Raw genomic sequence first — 19179 nt, 5'->3', positions numbered from 1 at the left:
GGGGGGGGAGGATTTGGCGGTTACTTTTTGCATAGCCACAACATTGGATGAATGTCTAAGTTCAACAAGATATGTTCAGTTTGATGATGAAATACATTTAGCTATATATAACGAAAGATATAGAATACCAACTGAGAGTAGCATTTTATATTCACTAGACCCTTATGGATTTGAGAAATTGAGTGATGAAAAGTTAAGTCATCTAAAAGGCGTTTCATTTTCGCTCATTAAGTATTTTGAAGACAAGAAGGAAATAGTCGGTTTTCTGCATAGCTTGGTAGAGCTATGTGAGGTGGCTATCAAGGAAAACAAAAACATCATAGCTTAGGTGATTAATGTTAAGTAAGCCACATGCGAGTGTAACAACTCCATGTGGTTTTCTTTTCTAGAATTTTTTTCATCAGTTGTCAAAGACAATCACACGCCAACAGCAATCTGGTGCAGTGTATGGCCGGAAGCTGAATATGACCAGCTACAGCTACAATGATCGGAATCGCAACCCGATTGTTGCGGAGGAAACCGTCCATAACCTATTCTGCTATTCCGGCGAATACTGGGACGACAGCACCGGCTTGCAGTACCTTCGCTCCAGATGGTACGATCCGAGTGTGGGTAGGTTTATTAATGAGGATAGCTATGAGGGCAGCATTAATAACCCGCTGAGCTTGAATCTATACACGTATGTCAGCAATAATCCTTTAACGCATGTGGACCCAAGTGGACATATGCAAGTAAAAGCACTACAGAGTATCTCTACTAGATATAACTTAGGCCGAATTGCTAATGGTAATCTTGCTCCAATGGTTCTTATTGCCAATGGGTTAGAATCCTCAAAAGGGATTCAGAATGTGACCGTCTTCCATGACATTGCTCAAATTATCGCAGCAAAACAAGTTTATAAGGCTTTTGCGGGAGGGCGGGTACTGATGCCCGCACTTGAAGTACCATTAAAGAGCGGCCGAGAAATCGATATTATGTGGAAAGATCAGATTTGGGAGGTTAAACCCTTCGGAACCAGTGCGGAAGAACAATTAAAAGCTTATACCGAAGAAGGAAACTATATTAGAGGTAAGGAACTGGACCCCGTTAAAGATTTTCACCTGTATGGGAACTTGTTCATGTCTGTTTACTTTACTTCACCGGGTGTTGTCAACTACTCCTTGAATCTAAAGCAAGATGGAAAGACAACGAACCTGAGCGTTATCGACGCTAGAAGCTATGTAAATAATGAGTATGCAGAAAGAAGCAGAAATGCTGGACTAGCTCAGGCGGGAGTTATAGGTGCGTTTAGTATTGCGGGTAAAGTCGTTCAAGGTGCAGGAGCTGTAGTACGAGTCCTAATTAAAGAAGCATTTTCTTGGTGACGTATAGATCAAAGGCGGTGACAGAATGAAAACAATACAGGAGAATCACTTGAAGAGTATTTATCCTATCGGCCTCAAACGCACATTAATTCCGTTTGAACAGGATGGGAAATGGGGCTACTTTGATCAAGAAGGCAACGTTAAAATCCAACCATTTTATGATGATGCGGATGCATTTAGCGAAGGGCTTGCTGGCGTTCGAATCTCTGATTTCTGGGGATTTATTAACGAGGAAGGTTCTGTAGTCGTTACTCCGGAGTATCACTTTGTTGGTCCGTTTGTAAAAGGGCAATCTCTCGTCAAGAATTCCAAAGGATATTTTTTAATTGATCAAAGCGGCGCCCAAATTAAAACAATCGCAGAAAACTTCGAGATAGACGAACCGATTGAACAGGCAGCTTCACACGGAGAGTTGATCAAAATTCAGCATGAAGCGCGATTCGGTTACATCAATTTTTCCGGCGACATTGTTATTTCACCTCAGTATGTAGAGTCCGGGACGTTTAGTAATGGACTTGCATGGGTGAAGTCTGATCAGGATCGCTATTCTTTTATTGATTCCTCTGGAACTACAACTATTGAACTGCCAGTTCATATGATTCCTGATTCCTTCTCGGAGGGAATGGCGGCAGTAAGGAACATCGATAGTCTGAAGTCAGGCTTTATCGATAAAAGCGGACAATTGATCATCGCGTTTAGTCTATCCAACCCCGATTCTTTTTCTGAAGGCCTGACGACTGTAATCGTCAATAACGGGAAGATGGGATACATTGATTCCCAAGGCCATCCCGTTATAGAGGGAGCATATGATGAAGCTCTTCCGTTCATAAACGGAACTGCCCTTGTCTCGATTGGTGATAAGTCTGGTTTTATCGATAAGAAGGGTGACCTTGTCGCCCCTATGCAGCAATACGATTATGTAGATATTCAGTCTTACTACTCGGACAGTAGTGTAGTATTTGTTCTGCAGGATGGAAAGTATAAATATATCAATCGGCATAGCGGAAAAACAATATTTGAAATTCAATAAACCCCTAACCTGATGACTAGAGCAAACGGCTTGCCCACAAGTTGACTCCTCTGCAGGAGTGGCTTACAGCCTTTCATTTCCGTTGGGTAGAATCCTTGTCCCCAACGCTTAGAGAGGCTGTAAGCCGCCCTGCGGCTCATAAATCAACAGCGGGCAAGCCGTTTGTTTTCATCCGTTTCGGGTTCAAGGCATTGGTTGTCACCGTCAGGTACGATCTTAAACCTTTCCGCCTTCGGCGCTAATCAATTGATTTAAAGACCTTCCCCCTCCCCCAGTTTTGATTGTAATGCTTCGAAGATTCGACAAAATCAATCCTTCTCAACCTAAATTTTGGTATAATGCTAATATGTATTCGACTCATTTGTTCGTAAATATTTAGTTAGGTGAGATTGCTGAAATCATTAGTAGATTTTTGAGGAATATGTGATTCGTGGGAGGATACACATGTCTGATAGTAGTATTACAAAATTCAATCTATTGAATGTAATTAAGGATGATTTAAAAGATATAACAAGAGATGATATTGAGATTTCTTATCGATATGAGTATAGATGATGGATTATTAAAGGATATACCAATAATAGGTAACCTTTTTAGTGTGATAAATATCAGTCAAAAAATAAAAGACTGGTTTTTCTATAAAAAGATTCATAAATTCTTATTTTCGTTAGCATCCATTGAAAATGAAAAAAGAACTAAGTTTATTGAACAAATAGGGAATAGTAACGATAAAAAGAGAATAGGAGAAGAACTGATTATCATGATTGAACGGCTTGATCATATTGAAAAGTCATTATACTTAGGGATATTATTTAAAGCTTATATACTGGAAGAGATAAACTACTATAAATTTAAATTTTTTCAAATGTTATAGATCGAATCTTTATTTCTGATTTAAATAATTTTTTAAAATATGAGAATATTGATCGAGAAACACAACAGCGTTGTTTACACTTAGGACTTTTTTATTTGAGCATTCATGAGGAAACAAGAGTTTATGGGAACAAATATGTTTCAGATGATTTTAACATAACTGAGTCGGGATTTGATCTGAAGTACATACTTAAAAGAGAACGCAACTTCGCCTAACACCTTATTCACGCATCGGGGCATTCGCCCTTTTGTCCGGCAGAAGATAGACGAGAAATCGGAGAGGCATTTTAGATTGCAGAGAAGTGAAAGCAGCCGGGCACATCCAACCCCCTAACCGCAGCCGTCTCTATGGGCATAAGGGAGTTGAAAGACGTGAACATAAGAACGTTTTTTGACATACGACAATGACTTAAGGAGAACAAAAAATGAAAGTATCATTGAATACTGTAGCAAAAATGGATGTCGGAACAATTAGTACTAGATGTCCTCATTGTGGCAAAGAAGGAACATTTGAGAGGCCAATTAATGATGTATATGATCTTTCATCTGGACCGCAAGGACATATACTTGGAATAAGAAGATGCCCGAATAAAATTTGTAGAGGTCATTTATTCTTTGTTATGAAATCGCAGAAGTGGGATATTTTTGATACTTACCCTCCAATTAAGATTGATTTTAATTCTGATGGTATACCCGATAGAATTAGGTCTACTTTTGAAGAAGCATTAACATGTCATTCGAATAAATGCTATATTTCATCAGCAATTATGATTAGAAGAACACTTGAAGAAATTTGCCATGACAGAGGTGCATCAGGAAATAACTTAAAACAAAAGATTGCTTCTCTTAGAGACATCGTAATTCTTCCAGAAGAACTATTAGATGCAGCAGACGATTTAAGATTACTAGGAAATGATGCGGCACATATTGAATCTAATGAGTTCAGCCAGATATCCGATAGTGAAGTAAATATTTCAATCATACTCACCAAAGAAATAATTAAAGCGATTTACCAATATAAAAATTTATTATCTGAATTAAGGAATCTTAAGCGTAATTCATAAAAGGTCGTATGTCGTATAACACCATATTCACGCATCAGTCCATTCGGCCCTCGGTCCGGCAAGAGTTAGAAGTGGAATCGGGGAGGCATTTTTCAGTAGCAGGAATGCAGAATCAGCTGGAAACATTCGTACCACCCAACCGCATCGCGGCCAGTCGCTATGCTCCTTTAAGGTGGTGGGACGTCGTGAATACATGAGACGTTATCTGAAAGTGCAAAAAAACATATTATGTGGGGGATGTTTTCGTGGTAGTTGACAAAAAGAAAGCATTTGAATACTTACAATTTTATGCAGATAGAATCCATCCCTTGATTCCAGACATAGATACATTCTTTAATGGTAGCTATTTTCATTACACTAGCATCAATTCACTAGAACAGATTATTAATAATAATTCCTTGAGATTCACAAGGAGCGATTTTCTTAATGACCGAAACGAGATCATTCATTCAATTAATTTGTTGAAACAAGTTTATAACAATCATAATTGGAATCACCTTTATGCTAGAAAATTTAAAGTCATTTTGAGACTAATTAATAGTTTTATCAAAAATTCATTCATCTTAAGTTTATCTATCAATAAAGACTCATTAGCTCTTTGGGGGATATATTCTAATTTCACTGGATACAATATTCAGATGAATCTTAAAAGATTGTTCCATGAGCATATTTGGGAAGAATCGGTCTTAATCAAAACAAACAGAAAAATAAATAGGGAAAGATATATTCAACGTAAAGACAATACGTATTTTTTGTTCGCTGGGAATGTTGAGTATGATTTCAAACAGCAGAAAGACTTTTTACACAAGATATTGTTAGCTATAGATGATCTTCATGAATACGAAGAGGAATCCACTTTTGAACAACATTTCTTAAATTTATTGTGGTGCTTAGGTAATAACATATTAATGTTTAAGGATCCAACATACCATCAGGAAGAGGAGTATAGAATTATCCTTAGTGTAAAGGGATCAACTTCAAATACTATTCAATTTAGAACTAATAATGGCGTATTTATTCCATTCCTTGAGCTTGGTTTTAAGGGGAATTTACCAATAGAGAGTGTGAATATTGGACCTAAAAATAACATGGATGTAGCTATTAAAGGTATCAAGTCTTTTTTGAATAATAAAGGATACAAAAATATTATGATAAGCCATTCCAATATTCCATTAAGGTATTAAGTAGCTCGAAAAAGTTTGCACCTTCAGATACACCATATTCACGCTTCGGGACATTCGCCCCTCGGTCCGGGCCGGAGTTAGAAGTAGAATCGAAGTTTCATTTTCAATAACAGGGAAGCAAAATCATCCGGACACGTCCAACTCCCTAACCGCATCGCGACGTCGTTAATACAAGAACGTTATAAGAAATTGGCGTGAAATCATTTTGAAAGCGAGTGTTGTTCCCCCTTGGCAGATCTACAATGGATAGGAAATTTAATTACTGCAATAGCCACTGTTGCAGCCTCAGCGATCGGTTTTTACGCTGCAATTAGAATTAACAAAAATAGCTTAAGTAATGAGAGAGATAAATTAAATGATCAATTATTATGGGAGAAACAAAAAATAGAGTCGGAACTTATTCGGGAACAAATCAATAAAAAGTACGAAATTTATAATCAAATATTGAAGGTTTCAGGAGAAGTTTACGTTTTAATTCACGATCCTACAGATTTTCACTATAAGAACTATTTTGATAATATTAGACCGTTGCTTTATCAAAACTATCATTTAATTGATGATGACATAAGGAAGTTAGTGAGAGATATAGATTCAAATTATAGTATGGAAGAGTTCGCCGGAGAAATGGAAAGACAATATGCTGAAAAATCATATGTTTCATATAATAAGATGCTTGAATTTATTAATGGAGAATATTCGAAATTATACTAAGAGTTCATATTACCCCTAGGACTACAGTAAGTTCAACGATATAAGAAGTATTCCAGAGAGTACTTGCAGTCTAATATCGTAGGTCAAAGCTTAGTAGAAATGAACAGACGCTTACACTTATTTCCGGAAGAAACAGAGTTCCAATAAAGTGAGAAACCTGAGAGGCGGTTTATACTTGTCGGTGCGTGGTCAAGCTTTAAAACTTGCCCACAGCTTATATTTCCTAGATTAATGTTCCTCTTAGCTGTATCTAAATATATGGAGGAAAGAAAATGGGAGTCATTTATTCCATCAGTTTTATGCTTGGCAACTTATTCGCTTATGCTCACTTACTTTCAATAGCAAAAAAAGTTTTTGAAAAAAGGAATATCGAGCAGTCATTTTTATTTTTAATCATTTTATTGTCGCACATAGTTCCCCCAGTAATCGTTGTAACTTTTTTTCAATCGAACGCACCAATCTTTTATCATCTTATGATGATAGCTGCTTTAGTAATAACAGGTAATAGGTGGTCAAAAATATGGTCTAAAGAAATGGATAAGCTCGAAGAACAACTTGATCGAAATGAAACCGAACTCCCGTTTGAACACAAAAATATAGATCAGAGGTCAATTATAGAGCAATTAATCTCGGGGGTTGAAGAATTATTTTACATTGTTCATTGGCCGTATATCAGTCGTACTTTTTAAGCGTAAAACATTGATTAGGAAATTAATAAGAGAAACTCTACTGTTTCCTCCGAACAAGCGAGTAGTGAAAATTTTTAAGGGTACTCAAGAACAGTTGAGAATGCATAACATTGAGCTTTTAATAACTATTAGTAATAGATCTCCGGGTTATGCATTAATAAAACCCTGGTACCACCTGAAAGGAGATGCTATTGTTTTAACAACTGAAGCTTGTGAAGAATTTTCAGATGAAGAGTTAAAAGCTTTAGTTGCTCACGAACTGATGCATATTAAGTGTAAAGATTATAACTTTAAAGGCACTTTGTTCTCTATGAGCGTAATATTTACTTTTTTCTCTGGAATGCTCTTATATGTACATATCATAGACCTTATTAAAACATATTTTGTATATGTAGCACTGGTTTTGGTTTTAGTATTACCTGTTGTAATGGCTGGATTTTTTGCTGTTTTTATTTACTTGCTATACGACAAACATGGATATTGGTATCAGATTCGAGAAATGCGTGCAGATAGACTAGCATGTGAGTTAATTCCTGAAATCAGACTGGGATTGTTAAAGCTCCTCAAAAGAATGCAGGATAAAGATATGGATTCAAATACACCTTGGTATAAAAAACTACCTGAAAGGTACAGTAGATGGCATACACATCCTAGTTTGAATTACAGAATTCACCTGCTTCAGAACTATAGGAAATGGTCATACAAAGAATATATAAAACATTTCATCCAGACATTAAAATGGGCAATTTCAGGAAAAGGATGGAGCGGCGATTAATTACTCAACATTACTCAACGTAACCTGTATGTAGGACATTATACTAAAACATCAGCATAAGGGGGGATTTTCTCAAATCTTCGAAGCATTACAATCAAAACTGGGGGAGGGGGAAGGTCTTTAAATCAATTGCTTAGCGCCGGAGGCGAAAGGGTTTAAGATCGTACCTGACGGTGACAACCAATTGTCTTGAACCCGAACCGGATGGAAACAAACGGCTTGCCCGCTGTTGATTCATAAGCCGCAGGGCGGCTTACAGCCTTCCCAAACGTTGGAGACAGGAAATCTGTCCAACGATAATGAAAGACTGCAAGCCACTCCTGCGGGGAATCAACTTGTGGGCAAGCCGTTTGCTCTAGTCATCAGGTTAGGGGTTAGGTTCTTTATGCTGCCGCAAGGCTGGGGTTAGATTTTGTTGGCCCGGCGACAGCCGCGCCATGGCCCAAACCTGATGAAAAACGGCTTGCCCGCTGTTAATTCACGAGCCGCAGGGCGGCTTACAGCCTTTCTAAACGTTGGAGACAGGAAATCTGTCTAACGAAAATGAAAGGCTGCAAGCCACTCCTGCGGGAGAATCAACTTGTGGGCAAGCCGTTTGCTCTGGTCATCAGGCTAGGGTTAGGTTTTTTATGCTGCCGCAAGGCTAGGGGGGATTAGCCCGGCGGTAGCCGAATCGTTATTCCTTCTAAATAGAGATAGCCATCGCTTCTCTAAATGCAGCCGCCAGTGTTTCTTTGCTTACTTCATGGCCTAGATTGATTTTTTTTCCTTCCATATGAACAAAGCCTCTTTTTTTCTGTGTCGGCATTAATACATATCCTTGATCAGCAAACCATTCGAATCCGACTAATCTTCTGCTTTTCGTCGCTTTTGAGTATCCTTTTATCTGTAGATGCTTCTCAAGTGAACTTAAACCAGAGTTATCATCTGCTTCCTGACAGAAGCATTTGCTCATAGCATCTTCTAGAAATATTGCAAGTTGTTCATCGTCATAGGGCGATGAAAGAGTCAAAATAATATCTAATCCCGCCATACTGTATTTCTTAGAGTGCCCATGAGGGATTGCAATTAAATTTTCGGAATTATCCACATATACATCGACATTCTTAAAAGCATGTTCCATATCAGCACCTCTATTCAAAAATTTTAATTATGACTTGTATGCCTATTTTACCCGCATGAGTTACAGCGCCCTTTATCTGTTCCAATTGAATCTGCGATGCGCTGTTAGGGATTGCTAACTCAAGTATTCGTTGTGTTGATGAATTCACCCTTATTGTCGTACCTCCATAAGAAGTTGTTTCAAATTTAGCCAATTTATTTGCATACCCCATGATTGTAGAATAGACAGTATTTCCGCTTTGATAGGATTTTGCAGATAGATCTAATGATTTAATGCTGGTGATACTTGTTCGGTAACCATTCACAATATCTCCGGCTTTGTCGATAACAGGGAAATTGTTGTTCCACCCACCTAAAGCCTTCTCGATCTCTACACCGCGCTCAAAAGGACTAAGCTTCCAAACACTTTCAATTGCTTCTTCACTTTTAAACATGGTTTTTGCAAATTTCCATAGATATTTCAAGCCTTGCCCCGCAGCTTTTGCTCCTTGTACTACTGTTCCAGTAGTGGCTGCAGCCGGAGGATAAGCATTTAAGGCGTTGTCGATTCCAATGGATAAGTCGTTTATAAATTTTTCATTGCTTTGACGCCACTTATCCATACAGGCAGAATCTGACGGTTTGCACATAGGCGGATTATTACCAGATGGATCAGTATGGATCAATGGATTGTTGAAAACATACGTGTACAGATTCTGCGACAAAGGATTACTGAGGGTTCCCTCATAGCTATCCTCATTAATAAACCTCCCCACACTCGGATCGTACCATCTGGCGCGAAGGTACTGCAAGCCGGTGCTGTCGTCCCAGTATTCGCCGGAATAGCGGAAGGGGGTCGACATGGATTCGGTCGTTTCCATAGGGTTGCCCCAGATGTCGTACTGATACCGATTTACGAGGTTGCCTGCCCCGTCAACGATAGCAGCGACGTCCCCATGGCCGTTATTGACATAGTAGAGCACCACGTCCGAAGCGACGTCGTCTCTGGCGAGCGGGCTGCCTCCGGCGCCGTCGTAGATGTACCGCGCGGTTAGCTGGACGGAGCCGTCCGGCATTACGGTGCCCTCACGGAACAGATTGCCTTGCTCGTCGTAGTAGTAACGGGTTGTGACGCCGTTCTCCAAACGTTCATACAGCAATCCGTCGCCGTTATAACGATACCGAACTTCATGCCCGCCCGATGTAATCACCTTGATCAGCCGGTCCCGATCGTCGTATTCGTACGAGTTCAGAGGAACGGTCGGCGCCAGATCGCTGACAAGCGTCTTGCGGTTGCCGCGCTCGTCGTACCCATAAGTCTCGCTATACTGGCTTGAAGTAAGGATACGCTGCAAGGCGTCATACGTAAAGCTGGATGTCTGGCCGTTTTCGCTGCGAGAGACGATGTTGCGGTTGTTATCGTAGCCGTACTGGAAGGAGCCGATGACAGCCTGATCCGCTCGTTTGTAGGACAGGGAGGACAAATTAAAGCCGTCGTATGCGTAATCCTTAACAAACAGACCGTCGTTATAAATGGTTTTCGACAAGGTGCCGTTAGGGTTAAACGTATTCTGAATTCGGCCCGCTTCGACGACGTACCACATGTCGCCTTCGATGCGATCGCTGCCCTGGATCATCAGATCGTTTACCCGATTGCGGACGTCGTAGCCGTACTCGACGCGGGAGTCTCCGACGATATACCGGCTTTCCAGAGATTGGACGTCGTAGTCGAACTGCAGCTCGGTTCCATCCGGGTAAACGATGCCTTGAAGACGCGCGGTGTTATCGTAATAGCCGTAGCTCGTCGTACCCGTAGCGTCGGTCATCGTTCTTCGTTTGCCCTCGGCATCGTAAGTAAAGCTTATCGTTTCTTGCGGCGTGGCGCTGCTCATCAGGAAGTTTCGGTTATTATAGGTCAAGTTGATGACACGACCGTTACGATCAACGCTTTGAATCAGGTTTCCGTTGGCATCGTATTTGTATTTCGTAATTTGCCCCGACGGGTCGGTCTCCCGGATCAAACGCCCGATTTCATCGTAGGATTTAAGCCGACTCCGGTTGTCCGGATAAGTAATGGACGTTAAATTATTCGACATGCTGTAAGCGTAGCTTGTCGTTCTGCCTTCCGGATCGGTAACGCTTGTCAGCCTGTCCAGAATATCGTAGCTGATCTGAGTTGTGTGGCCTCCGGCATCGGTTGAGGAGACGACTCGTCCGCCCAGATCATAGGTTTGACTGGATAGAACGACGGCGCCTGTCGGCTTCATTTCCTCGGTCCTCAACAACCGTCCGCCCAGATCGTAAACTTCCCGCAGCGATCGATTGCTTTCGTCAATGGCCGTTTTTGTCAGTTGAATATCGTTGTATTGCATTTGGCTGAAGGTGTTGTCGGCATTCGTCGTTCGGGTCAGACGCCCCCAAGCGTCGTATTGGAAGCTTGTGCGCTGACGTTTGGCGTCCTCGCTCCAAATCTGCCTTCCGTAAGCGTCGTAACCATAGGAGGAGTAGCCGCCAAGCAGGGTTTGATACTTAAGCCATCCGAACGGACTATACAACGATTGCGTAATCCGGCCAAGCATGTCCGTGACGGTCACCTGGTTTAATACGTCGTCATAAACGATGTTGGTTTGGCTTCCATCGGGCAAAACTTGACGCGTGACGCGCCCGAGCTTGTCGTATACGAGCGAAGTCGCGTAACCTTTGCCGTCTGTCAGTTTGGTCAACTGCCCGGTTAACGGATTGTATTCCATCTGCTGCACGATGGCGGTCGATTGCCCGTCTGCATCGGTGACGACAGTAGATTGCTTGGTAGGGAAGCCCTGTTGATATTGACTGCCGTATTCATATTGAATGACCGTATTGCGATTGTCGTCCTGGAGTGTGACTTGAACGGTATTTCCATACGTATCCAGCCCGAACGTCATACGCTGCCTCAAGCTGCCGGAAGCATTGTTTTCCCGGATCGCGATTTCCGTGACACTGCCTTGGGAGTTGCGGGTATACTCGGAATACCGCGACTGGGCGGCGTTTACTCGTTCTGTTGCGCTCTTCAACAAATGAGTCGTCGGGTCATAGGCGTAAGTTGTCGTTGTGCCGTATGGATCGGTAGACGTCAGTACATTGCCATAGTCGTCATAGCTTGCAGAGGTTGTCACTGCAGGCGATGAGGAGGAAGCTTCCGTATACTGCGCTGTCGTCTGGTTCGGGACGGGGAGCCTTCGAGTTTCGTCATAGGTTAACGAAGTCGTGCGCGTCGCGTTTCCCGCTTTTTCGGAAACATTCGTATTATAGAATACGGCAGGCGTATTCTGGTCGATAAATGTCTTCTTATACGTATAGGTTGTCTGCGTCAAGCCGTTGTTGACTGTAGAAGTAAAGGAAGTGTTGACGCCGTAGGTCGAGTTCGGAAATCCGGTATGCGTAAAAGTAATTCGATTGCCCCGTTCTTGCGTGCCCTCGATATAATCTACGACGTCCTCCCGCGAAGTGACGTACCAGGTTGTGCCGCTCGCCTGCTGTCCGAATTGCTGTCTGGTCGAAGCGTACGTATAATTCGTCGTCGCTCCCGTCGGGTGATACACGGCGTCCAAGAGCAGGCTGTAATTTTCGCCGTCCGCATATCCGGAGCCGAGAAGGTTGAAATTCGTATTCTCCAGATGATAGCCGTAAAAGGTCGTCCGCCCGCCGGCATCCGTCACGGAGCCCAGGAACTCTTTGTTGCCGGGAGCTTGAGCTTTATTGTAGACAACCGTCCGATCCCCGGAGGTAAGGGTGACCTTCGTCGTAGTATAAGCGATATTAATCGTGTTCTGGAGCGCGTCGGTTACCCGTGTCAGCACTTCGCCGTAAGGCGAAACATTCGAGTATTGAAAATCGATCGTATTCCCGTAGTTGTCGGCTTGGCGGATCAATTTCCCGTCTCCGGAAAAATATTGCTTAAGCCCGGATAAGGATTTCAGTACGTAAGCGGATGTCTTGCCGTTGACCGTTACCGTGTTGTCGGAGCCGAACGTCAGATCCTTCCAGGGATATCCGACAAGCGTATTCGTCGCGGAAATCTCGTAGGTGCCGACCCCGCTGATCGTTATATATTTTTTGCCGTTCTGAGTTTTGATATAAGGAAGATCCCAGGACCAGCCTTTGCCGAGCGGGAAGCGTTTTTCCGCGTCAACGGTTGTGACCGCTTTGTTCTCGTAGCCTTGCGTCAACGTCTCGTGTTCGAAAGGGATCTCCACAACCTGGCCGGTCGGGAACATGTAGTAATACAAGGTGACGCCGTACGCTGAGCGGTAACCCCTCCATGGCGTGTTGTTGATGTAGCCCTGCATCTGCTGCTCCGCCGCGTGGAGCAGATTGCTCTCGTCGGCATATTCGAAGCCAACCATGGCCGGAGGCGTGAATTCCCAATAAATATTGTTGAACAAAACATACTGCGATTCGTAGAACATCGGGATATAGCCCAAGCCGGAGGAATGATGAATACCGTTGGCATCGACCGCCTCAATGTACAGGTTAACGACCGGAAAGAACCATTTGCGCTGGAATAAGCGCCAGCTCACGTTATCCTCGTAATATTTGGCGTCGCCGCTGTTATATACTCGATCCAGCGAGAAGGAAAGTCCATTGCGCCCGGGCAAGGTCATGTCCGTGTTCCGAATCGTAAGCTCCCCGGTCATCGTGGAAATTTGCTCGCCTCCATTGGCAATACTGAACGGCGCTTGATCCGTCCGAACGTTCAGCAGGCCCGCCGCGGCCTGATCGTAATTGGAGGCCAGGTTCGGAAGCGGCGGTTCTCCGGCAGCCATAGTCGTCATGCCGCGAGCTTGCAAGTTCTCTTCCGGACTTTCCTCCCCAATCCGCACGACCGGTCTGTCGGAGGATTCGGACTTCCGTTCGCCAGGGGCGGGCTTGTCCATGGAAGCCGACGGAAGCTTGGCGGCATTGCGCTTCTCTAGGGCCCCGGACTTGGCCTCGGTCTGAACATCTTCAAGCTGTATGCGTTCGATCGCTTCCCGTGCCTGTTCCCACTGCGCATCCACTTGCGGATCAAGCTCGGACAGCGCGGCAGTTAAAGGCTTGTTCTTTGTTTTTTCAAGCGCTTGGCGCACATCGGTCAATTCATAGCCTTTGACCAATTGCTCCATAATCTCCGACTCGGATACGGAATAACGGCTTGTAAGCCAGTCCACGCTTAGCTCATGCGAATTCTGGGGGAGTTCGATACGTCCCGTGTCCCCCGAAGTCATGCGGATTGCTTTGGCGGCGGCGTTCGCGTCGGAGGCGCGAACGGTCTCGGGCGGCACAAGCTGGGCCAGCATAAGTAAGGACAGGAAGAGGGCAATTGTTTTTTTCATAGCTACATCAGTTCTCCTTTCTTCATCATGCGTGCGGTTATGGCTGCATCGACGTTTGAGTCAGGTTGCCGTTGGCGTCGTACTGGAACGTTATGGCCGTTCCGTTTTCATATTGAATCCGGATCAATCGTCCGTTTCCTTGAGTGTCGTAAGTATAAACAGGCTGTTGGAAGGTTGTCATTCGCAGCTCGTTGCTAAAGTTCGAATAGTTTCCGGCCGCATCGAACGCTCTGACGGTTACTCGATAGACGGAGGAGGGAAGCAGGCCGGTAAGATTCGCTCGCAAATCCTCCGTATCGCCGAGCAGCACGCCGTCGTTAAAAATCTGATAGCCGATAATCCCGACATTATCCTCCGACTCGGACCAGCCGATCGTGATTTCCGATCCGCCTGTCAGCATTTTTATCAGTTTAGCCGGCGCGGTTGGCGGCGTCCGGTCGATCTTCGCGACGGCGCTCTCTTCTTCGCCGATATTGCCGGCGTTGTCGATCGTCCGGGCGAACAGACGGGTCTCTCCTTCCGATTGGATGAGGATCGGGTCTGCGTAATCCGTCCAAACGCCTTCGTCTCCAATTTTGTATTGGCTTTTCCAAACCCCGCTGTAAGCGTCCGTTCCATGAACGATCGTCGCAGTCACGTCCTGATTCGTCCAATCCTCCGCGCTCAGCACAAGATTTGGCTTCGAAGGCGGTACGATGTCGTCTCCGAACAGCAGCATGGACACCGCTTCGCTGTCCGCGGAGTCCAGATCGACTCCGTTCCGGGCTCTGACCGTATATTGAACGGTTGCTCCGCCCTCCAGGTTCTGTAACTGAACCGTGGTTTGATCGGTCGACAGGAGCCATTGCCCATCCTGGTACAGATCGTAGGTTACAGATCCCCATTGTACGTCTACCGGGTCCCATGCCAGTACGGCATTGGCGCCGGAATGGGATTCGATGCGGAGCGCCTGCGGCGGGTCTACCCGATAGAAAGCCGTCAAGGTATAGGGAACGATGCCGTAGTCCGTTTCGTCGTCTCCGGAGACGCGGATTAGGTAATCTTCTCCCGATTGAGCGGCAACTGAAATTTGGTCCGAGCCGGAAGTCGGCAGCATCCCCGCTTCGTCATACAGGTATAAGCGATATCGGTTCGCTTGCGGCACGTCGAGAGTGAACCGGAGCTCTGCGTTCCTGGTGGCGTGAATGACGTAATAATCGATATCCGCCCCATGTGAAATATAGGAACTGTAGGCGATTCCCGTATCGATGGCAAAAGCGGTTTCCGGCGTATCGTTAGGCTCGTAAGTATCGATAGCGGAGGGACCGGTGGCATCTTCGGTAGTGAATTGGAAATAGATGGCCGGATTTTCGGCATGCGTCGCACTTTCCACCGCCCCTTGCGGGAGGTAGACGGAATAGGTGACGCTAGGTTCCAATCCCGGATCTGGCACCAGATGCAGCGTGTTGCCGTAAACGGAAGCGGTGACGGATTGAGGAGGTCCTTCTCTTTGAAGCTCGATCCCCGCAAAATTCCGCCCTTCGTAAATCTCTTGATTAAATAAAATAGAGAGCTCCTGGTTAACAGGAACGGATACGGCGTTAGGCGCAGGAGTCGGAGCAAAGGTTAGCAAAGAGGCGCTGATCGTGGTGAACGAAAGAGAGTAAGGCTGCTCCAATGATGCGCCTGACAGGCTCTGCACCGCATCATGTGGAAGGCTTAGCAGGTAGGTAGCGTCGTAGGCGAGAGGCTGATCGGGAGTAATAATCAGTTCGTTATCGCGCAGGATCGTTGAAGTATCCGACTGCCCGGCGTCCGTACCCAGAGCAATGGAAGAGAAAGAAGGTCCGGGCTGAATCGGCTCGTTAAAATAAACGTACACGGATTCCGTAACGGAAACCTCCGTATCGGAAGAAGTCGGATGGGTCGAAACAACCTGGAGAAAATCGACATCTTCCGCGTGCACTCTCGCAAAATTCGGGAGGAAGGAGCCTATCCCTGCGAGGAATGCGGCTGCGAATAGCAGCTTTTTCGAACGGCCAAGCTTCATAAATCATCACCCTCCAACACGTTTTTTGGAGTTAATATCCCACAAATAGAACTTTAGTATCTTACATAGTAATTTATGGGTTATTATCCCAATTGAATAATAGCAAAAAGTAAATGAATAGGTAAAGAGGGATAATTTGTCGAATGTAATCGAATAATGAAGGCTTGATGGCCGCCGCACCCGGCAGCGAAGCATGCAAATTCTTGTGCGCCAGGACGAGGAATCCGATGCTCGCTCCTTCAGGTAATGTGCTCTATAATAGAAGGGAGAACAGGTTTCGAAGGAGTCGCGAGCATGGTGAAAAAGCAGCAGTCGCAATCGCAACAATCCAATCAATCGCAACAGTTACAACAATTGCAGCAACAGTCGCAGCAACAGCCTAACGACGCCCAACCGCAGATCGGACAACCCGCGCCCGACTTTGAGCTTCCCGCCACCAACGGAGGAACGGTTAAGCTGAGCGATTATCGCGGACGCAAGGTTGTACTTTATTTTTATCCGAAGGATATGACCCAGGCTTGCACGCAGCAGGCGTGCGACTTCCGGGACGCCGGCTCCGAATATGAAGGGCTGAACGCCGTCGTGCTTGGCGTCAGCACCGACGAGCTCAAGAGGCATTACAAGTTTACGGAGAAGTACGAGCTGCCGTTCCTGCTGCTGTCCGACCCCGACCATCGCGTCTGCGAGCTGTACGGCGTCTGGCAGGAGAAGCAGCTGTACGGCCGAACCTATATGGGCATCGTGCGGTCTACGTTTCTGATCGACGAACAAGGCCGGCTGGCGCAGGAGTGGCGCAATATACGGGTCAAGGGGCACGTGGACAACGTGAGGCAGGCGCTTAAAGAAGAATGAAACTTCGCAAAATTAGCGGTAGCCGCGGAGACCGGCATGTGATAGAATCCTTTAAACAGGAGATGATCAGATGAATTCGAAGGTGAGCTTTTCCTCCGTTCCCAGAAAACCTCTTGTCGACGCGGTCGTCCAGCAGCTGCAGAAGAAAATTTCCTCGGGAGATATCGCGCCCGGAGACAAAATTCCGACGGAGCCCGAGCTGATGGAGCAGTTCCATGTCGGGCGTTCGACGATCCGCGAAGCGGTCCGCGTGCTCGTCCATGCCGGGCTGCTCGAGAAGAAGCAGGGCTTCGGCACCTACCTCAAGCATGTCGCCGCCATTCAGGAGCCGCTGGACAGCAGGCTGAGAAGAGCGGAGATTATGGAGGTGTACGAGGTTCGGCAGATGATGGAGCTGGAAATTGCCAGGCTGGCCGCGCAGCGCCGGGACGAGAACGATCTCGCCGCGATCAAGGAGCATCTGGACACGCGCAATCAGGCTCTGGAGGACAAGGACATCAAGACGTACATCGAGGCCGACATCCGCTTCCACGTCGCGGTATCCATCGCCAGCAAAAATGCGGTCGTCATCGACTTGTACAAGTCGCTTTCCGTATTCGTGCGCGAGACGCTGGCTACGATTTTCGCCAATCCCGAAGGGCACAATCCGCAGACGGAGGCGCATATTCAGCTATATGAGAGCATTCGCGATCGCAATGCGGAGGCTGCCGTAGCGAGCGCGTCCCGCTATTTGAAGGGAACGCTGGAAGAACTGTTTGGCGAGACGAGCTGATCTCGTCTACAATTTTGCTTTTAAACGTCTGATGATAAGATGTTTAATTCATTTCACCATGTAAGGATGATGCCAACATGAGCTCCGCCACAGCAAGCGTCGGGCAGCAAGCCCGGCATATGACCGTATTTTCCGTTTTATTCATGATCAGCTCCGTGCACTTGTTAAACGACGCGATTCAGTCCGTCGTGCCCGCCATGTTCCCGATTTTACATGAATCGCTCAGCTTGTCGTTCTCGCAGATCGGCTGGATCGGCTTTGCGCTGAACGTGACGGCTTCGATTTTGCAGCCGCTGATCGGCCTGTATACCGATACGAAGCCGAAGCCGTACCTGCTGCCGATCGGCATTTTGTTCACTTTGGCGGGGGTTGCGGGACTTGCGTTCGCGCCGTCCTTCCTCTACATCATGCTTGCCGTCACCCTGATCGGGATCGGGTCGTCGGTGCTCCATCCGGAGTCGTCGCGGGTCGCCTACCTGGCCGCCGGAAGCAGGCGCGGGCTGGCGCAGTCGATCTTCCAGGTCGGCGGCAATATGGGCCAGGCGCTTGCGCCGGTCATGACCGCGTTGATTTTCGTTCCACTGGGGCAAAAAGGCATCGCCTGGTTCACGATCGCCGCCATTGTCGCTCTGATCATCCAGACGAAGGTCGCTCAGTGGTATAAAGCCAATCTTGCCGCTCGTCCGAAGCCGGCCAAGAAGGAGGCGGCTGCCGGACCTGTCGGCGCGCGAGGGAAGATTGTCGGCGTTTCGCTGATCATTTTGCTGATGCTGCTGTTCTCCAAGTTCGTCTATATCGCCAGCATGACGGGCTTCTATTCGTTCTACGCGATGGATCGCTTCGGCATCTCGGTCGATCAGGCGCAGCTGATTTTGTTCGCGCTGCTGTTTGCCGGCATGGCCGGGACGTTCTTCGGCGGACCGCTGGCCGACCGGATGGGACGGCGCAACATGATCTGGTTCTCGATTCTGGGCACGGCTCCGTTCTCTCTGCTGCTTCCCTATGTCAACAGCGTGTTCTGGGCGGTCGTCTTGTGCATCTTTATCGGCTTTATTTTAATGTCGGGATTTTCGGTTATCGTCGTTTACGCGCAGGAGCTGCTCCCGAATAAAGTCGGCACCGTCTCGGGGCTTGTGTTTGGAGTGTCGTTCGGACTCGGCGGAGTCGGCTCGGCCGTGCTCGGGAAGGTGGCGGACCTGTCCGGCATCGACGTGGTCATTCAGGTTTGCGCCTATTTGCCGCTGCTCGGTTTGCTGGCCGCCTTCCTGCCGACGGATCGCAAGCTTCAGGCGCTGTCCGCTGCGCCGGACGCATCGTCGGTCGCGATCAAAGGATAAACGATATTGCTCGCGCGCCGCTCCGCGGAGCGGCGCCGTTACGG

At 46.3% G+C, this 19179-nt stretch carries 14 protein-coding genes and 1 pseudogene; 12 read left to right on the top strand and 3 right to left on the bottom strand.

Annotated elements, in window-relative coordinates:
• The 9 genes and pseudogenes from ACFFT4_RS07975 to ACFFT4_RS07935 all read left to right on the top strand — a co-directional run.
• Positions 1-328 (top strand): hypothetical protein (locus ACFFT4_RS07975; RefSeq protein WP_378046554.1); only part of this gene is annotated, 328 nt, incomplete at its 5' end.
• A 163-nt stretch (positions 329-491) separates the two neighbouring features.
• Positions 492-725, top strand: a pseudogene (locus ACFFT4_RS07970) (RHS repeat-associated core domain-containing protein); the annotation flags it as partial.
• Between the two features lie 664 nt (positions 726-1389).
• Positions 1390-2394 (top strand): WG repeat-containing protein, encoded by a 1005-nt coding sequence (locus tag ACFFT4_RS07965; RefSeq protein ID WP_378046552.1) that lies wholly within the window; start codon positions 1390-1392, stop codon positions 2392-2394.
• A 517-nt stretch (positions 2395-2911) separates the two neighbouring features.
• On the top strand, positions 2912-3268 hold the full coding sequence (locus ACFFT4_RS07960; protein ID WP_378046550.1) for a hypothetical protein: 357 nt from the start codon (positions 2912-2914) through the stop codon (positions 3266-3268).
• Between the two features lie 424 nt (positions 3269-3692).
• On the top strand, positions 3693-4331 hold the full coding sequence (locus ACFFT4_RS07955; protein WP_378046548.1) for a DUF4145 domain-containing protein: 639 nt from the start codon (positions 3693-3695) through the stop codon (positions 4329-4331).
• Between the two features lie 245 nt (positions 4332-4576).
• Positions 4577-5515: a DUF2971 domain-containing protein gene (locus ACFFT4_RS07950; RefSeq protein WP_378046546.1), complete on the top strand. Its 939-nt coding sequence runs from the start codon at positions 4577-4579 to the stop codon at positions 5513-5515.
• Between the two features lie 228 nt (positions 5516-5743).
• Positions 5744-6226: a hypothetical protein gene (locus ACFFT4_RS07945; protein ID WP_378046545.1), complete on the top strand. Its 483-nt coding sequence runs from the start codon at positions 5744-5746 to the stop codon at positions 6224-6226.
• Positions 6227-6498: 272 nt separating this feature from the next.
• Positions 6499-6915 (top strand): hypothetical protein, encoded by a 417-nt coding sequence (locus ACFFT4_RS07940; protein WP_378046543.1) that lies wholly within the window; start codon positions 6499-6501, stop codon positions 6913-6915.
• A 100-nt stretch (positions 6916-7015) separates the two neighbouring features.
• Positions 7016-7690 (top strand): M48 family metallopeptidase, encoded by a 675-nt coding sequence (locus ACFFT4_RS07935; RefSeq protein ID WP_378046695.1) that lies wholly within the window; start codon positions 7016-7018, stop codon positions 7688-7690.
• Positions 7691-8375: 685 nt separating this feature from the next.
• Here the strand turns inward: ACFFT4_RS07935 and ACFFT4_RS07930 are convergent.
• From ACFFT4_RS07930 to ACFFT4_RS07920, 3 genes are read right to left on the bottom strand one after another with little or no spacing between them, the layout of a single operon-like run.
• The gene (locus ACFFT4_RS07930) at positions 8376-8813 is read right to left on the bottom strand and encodes a hypothetical protein (protein WP_378046542.1); all 438 of its coding nucleotides are present in this window, start codon (positions 8811-8813) and stop codon (positions 8376-8378) included.
• A 10-nt stretch (positions 8814-8823) separates the two neighbouring features.
• On the bottom strand, positions 8824-14145 hold the full coding sequence (locus ACFFT4_RS07925; protein WP_378046540.1) for an endonuclease toxin domain-containing protein: 5322 nt from the start codon (positions 14143-14145) through the stop codon (positions 8824-8826).
• Between the two features lie 37 nt (positions 14146-14182).
• Complete coding sequence (locus ACFFT4_RS07920) at positions 14183-16174, bottom strand: Ig-like domain-containing protein (protein ID WP_378046539.1); 1992 nt, start codon at positions 16172-16174, stop codon at positions 14183-14185.
• A 294-nt stretch (positions 16175-16468) separates the two neighbouring features.
• On the opposite strand from ACFFT4_RS07920, the gene bcp reads away from it, so the two are divergent.
• The 3 genes from bcp (at position 16469) to ACFFT4_RS07905 (ending at position 19135) form a co-directional block, all read left to right on the top strand.
• Positions 16469-17026 carry a thioredoxin-dependent thiol peroxidase gene (gene bcp / locus ACFFT4_RS07915; RefSeq protein WP_378046537.1) on the top strand — a complete coding sequence of 186 codons (558 nt, stop codon included), beginning with the start codon at positions 16469-16471 and terminating at the stop codon, positions 17024-17026.
• A gap of 70 nt (positions 17027-17096) precedes the next feature.
• Positions 17097-17798 (top strand): FadR/GntR family transcriptional regulator, encoded by a 702-nt coding sequence (locus tag ACFFT4_RS07910; RefSeq protein ID WP_378046535.1) that lies wholly within the window; start codon positions 17097-17099, stop codon positions 17796-17798.
• Positions 17799-17875: 77 nt separating this feature from the next.
• Entirely contained in the window at positions 17876-19135 is a 1260-nt protein-coding gene (locus tag ACFFT4_RS07905) for an MFS transporter (RefSeq protein ID WP_378046533.1), read from the top strand.
• The last annotated feature ends 44 nt before the right edge of the window (positions 19136-19179 follow it).

This window comes from Cohnella cellulosilytica (assembly GCF_042431195.1).
Lineage (GTDB): Bacteria > Bacillota > Bacilli > Paenibacillales > Paenibacillaceae > Cohnella > Cohnella cellulosilytica.
The sequence above is the reverse complement of the archived record's forward strand: the minus strand, read 5'-3'. Positions and strand labels throughout refer to the sequence as shown.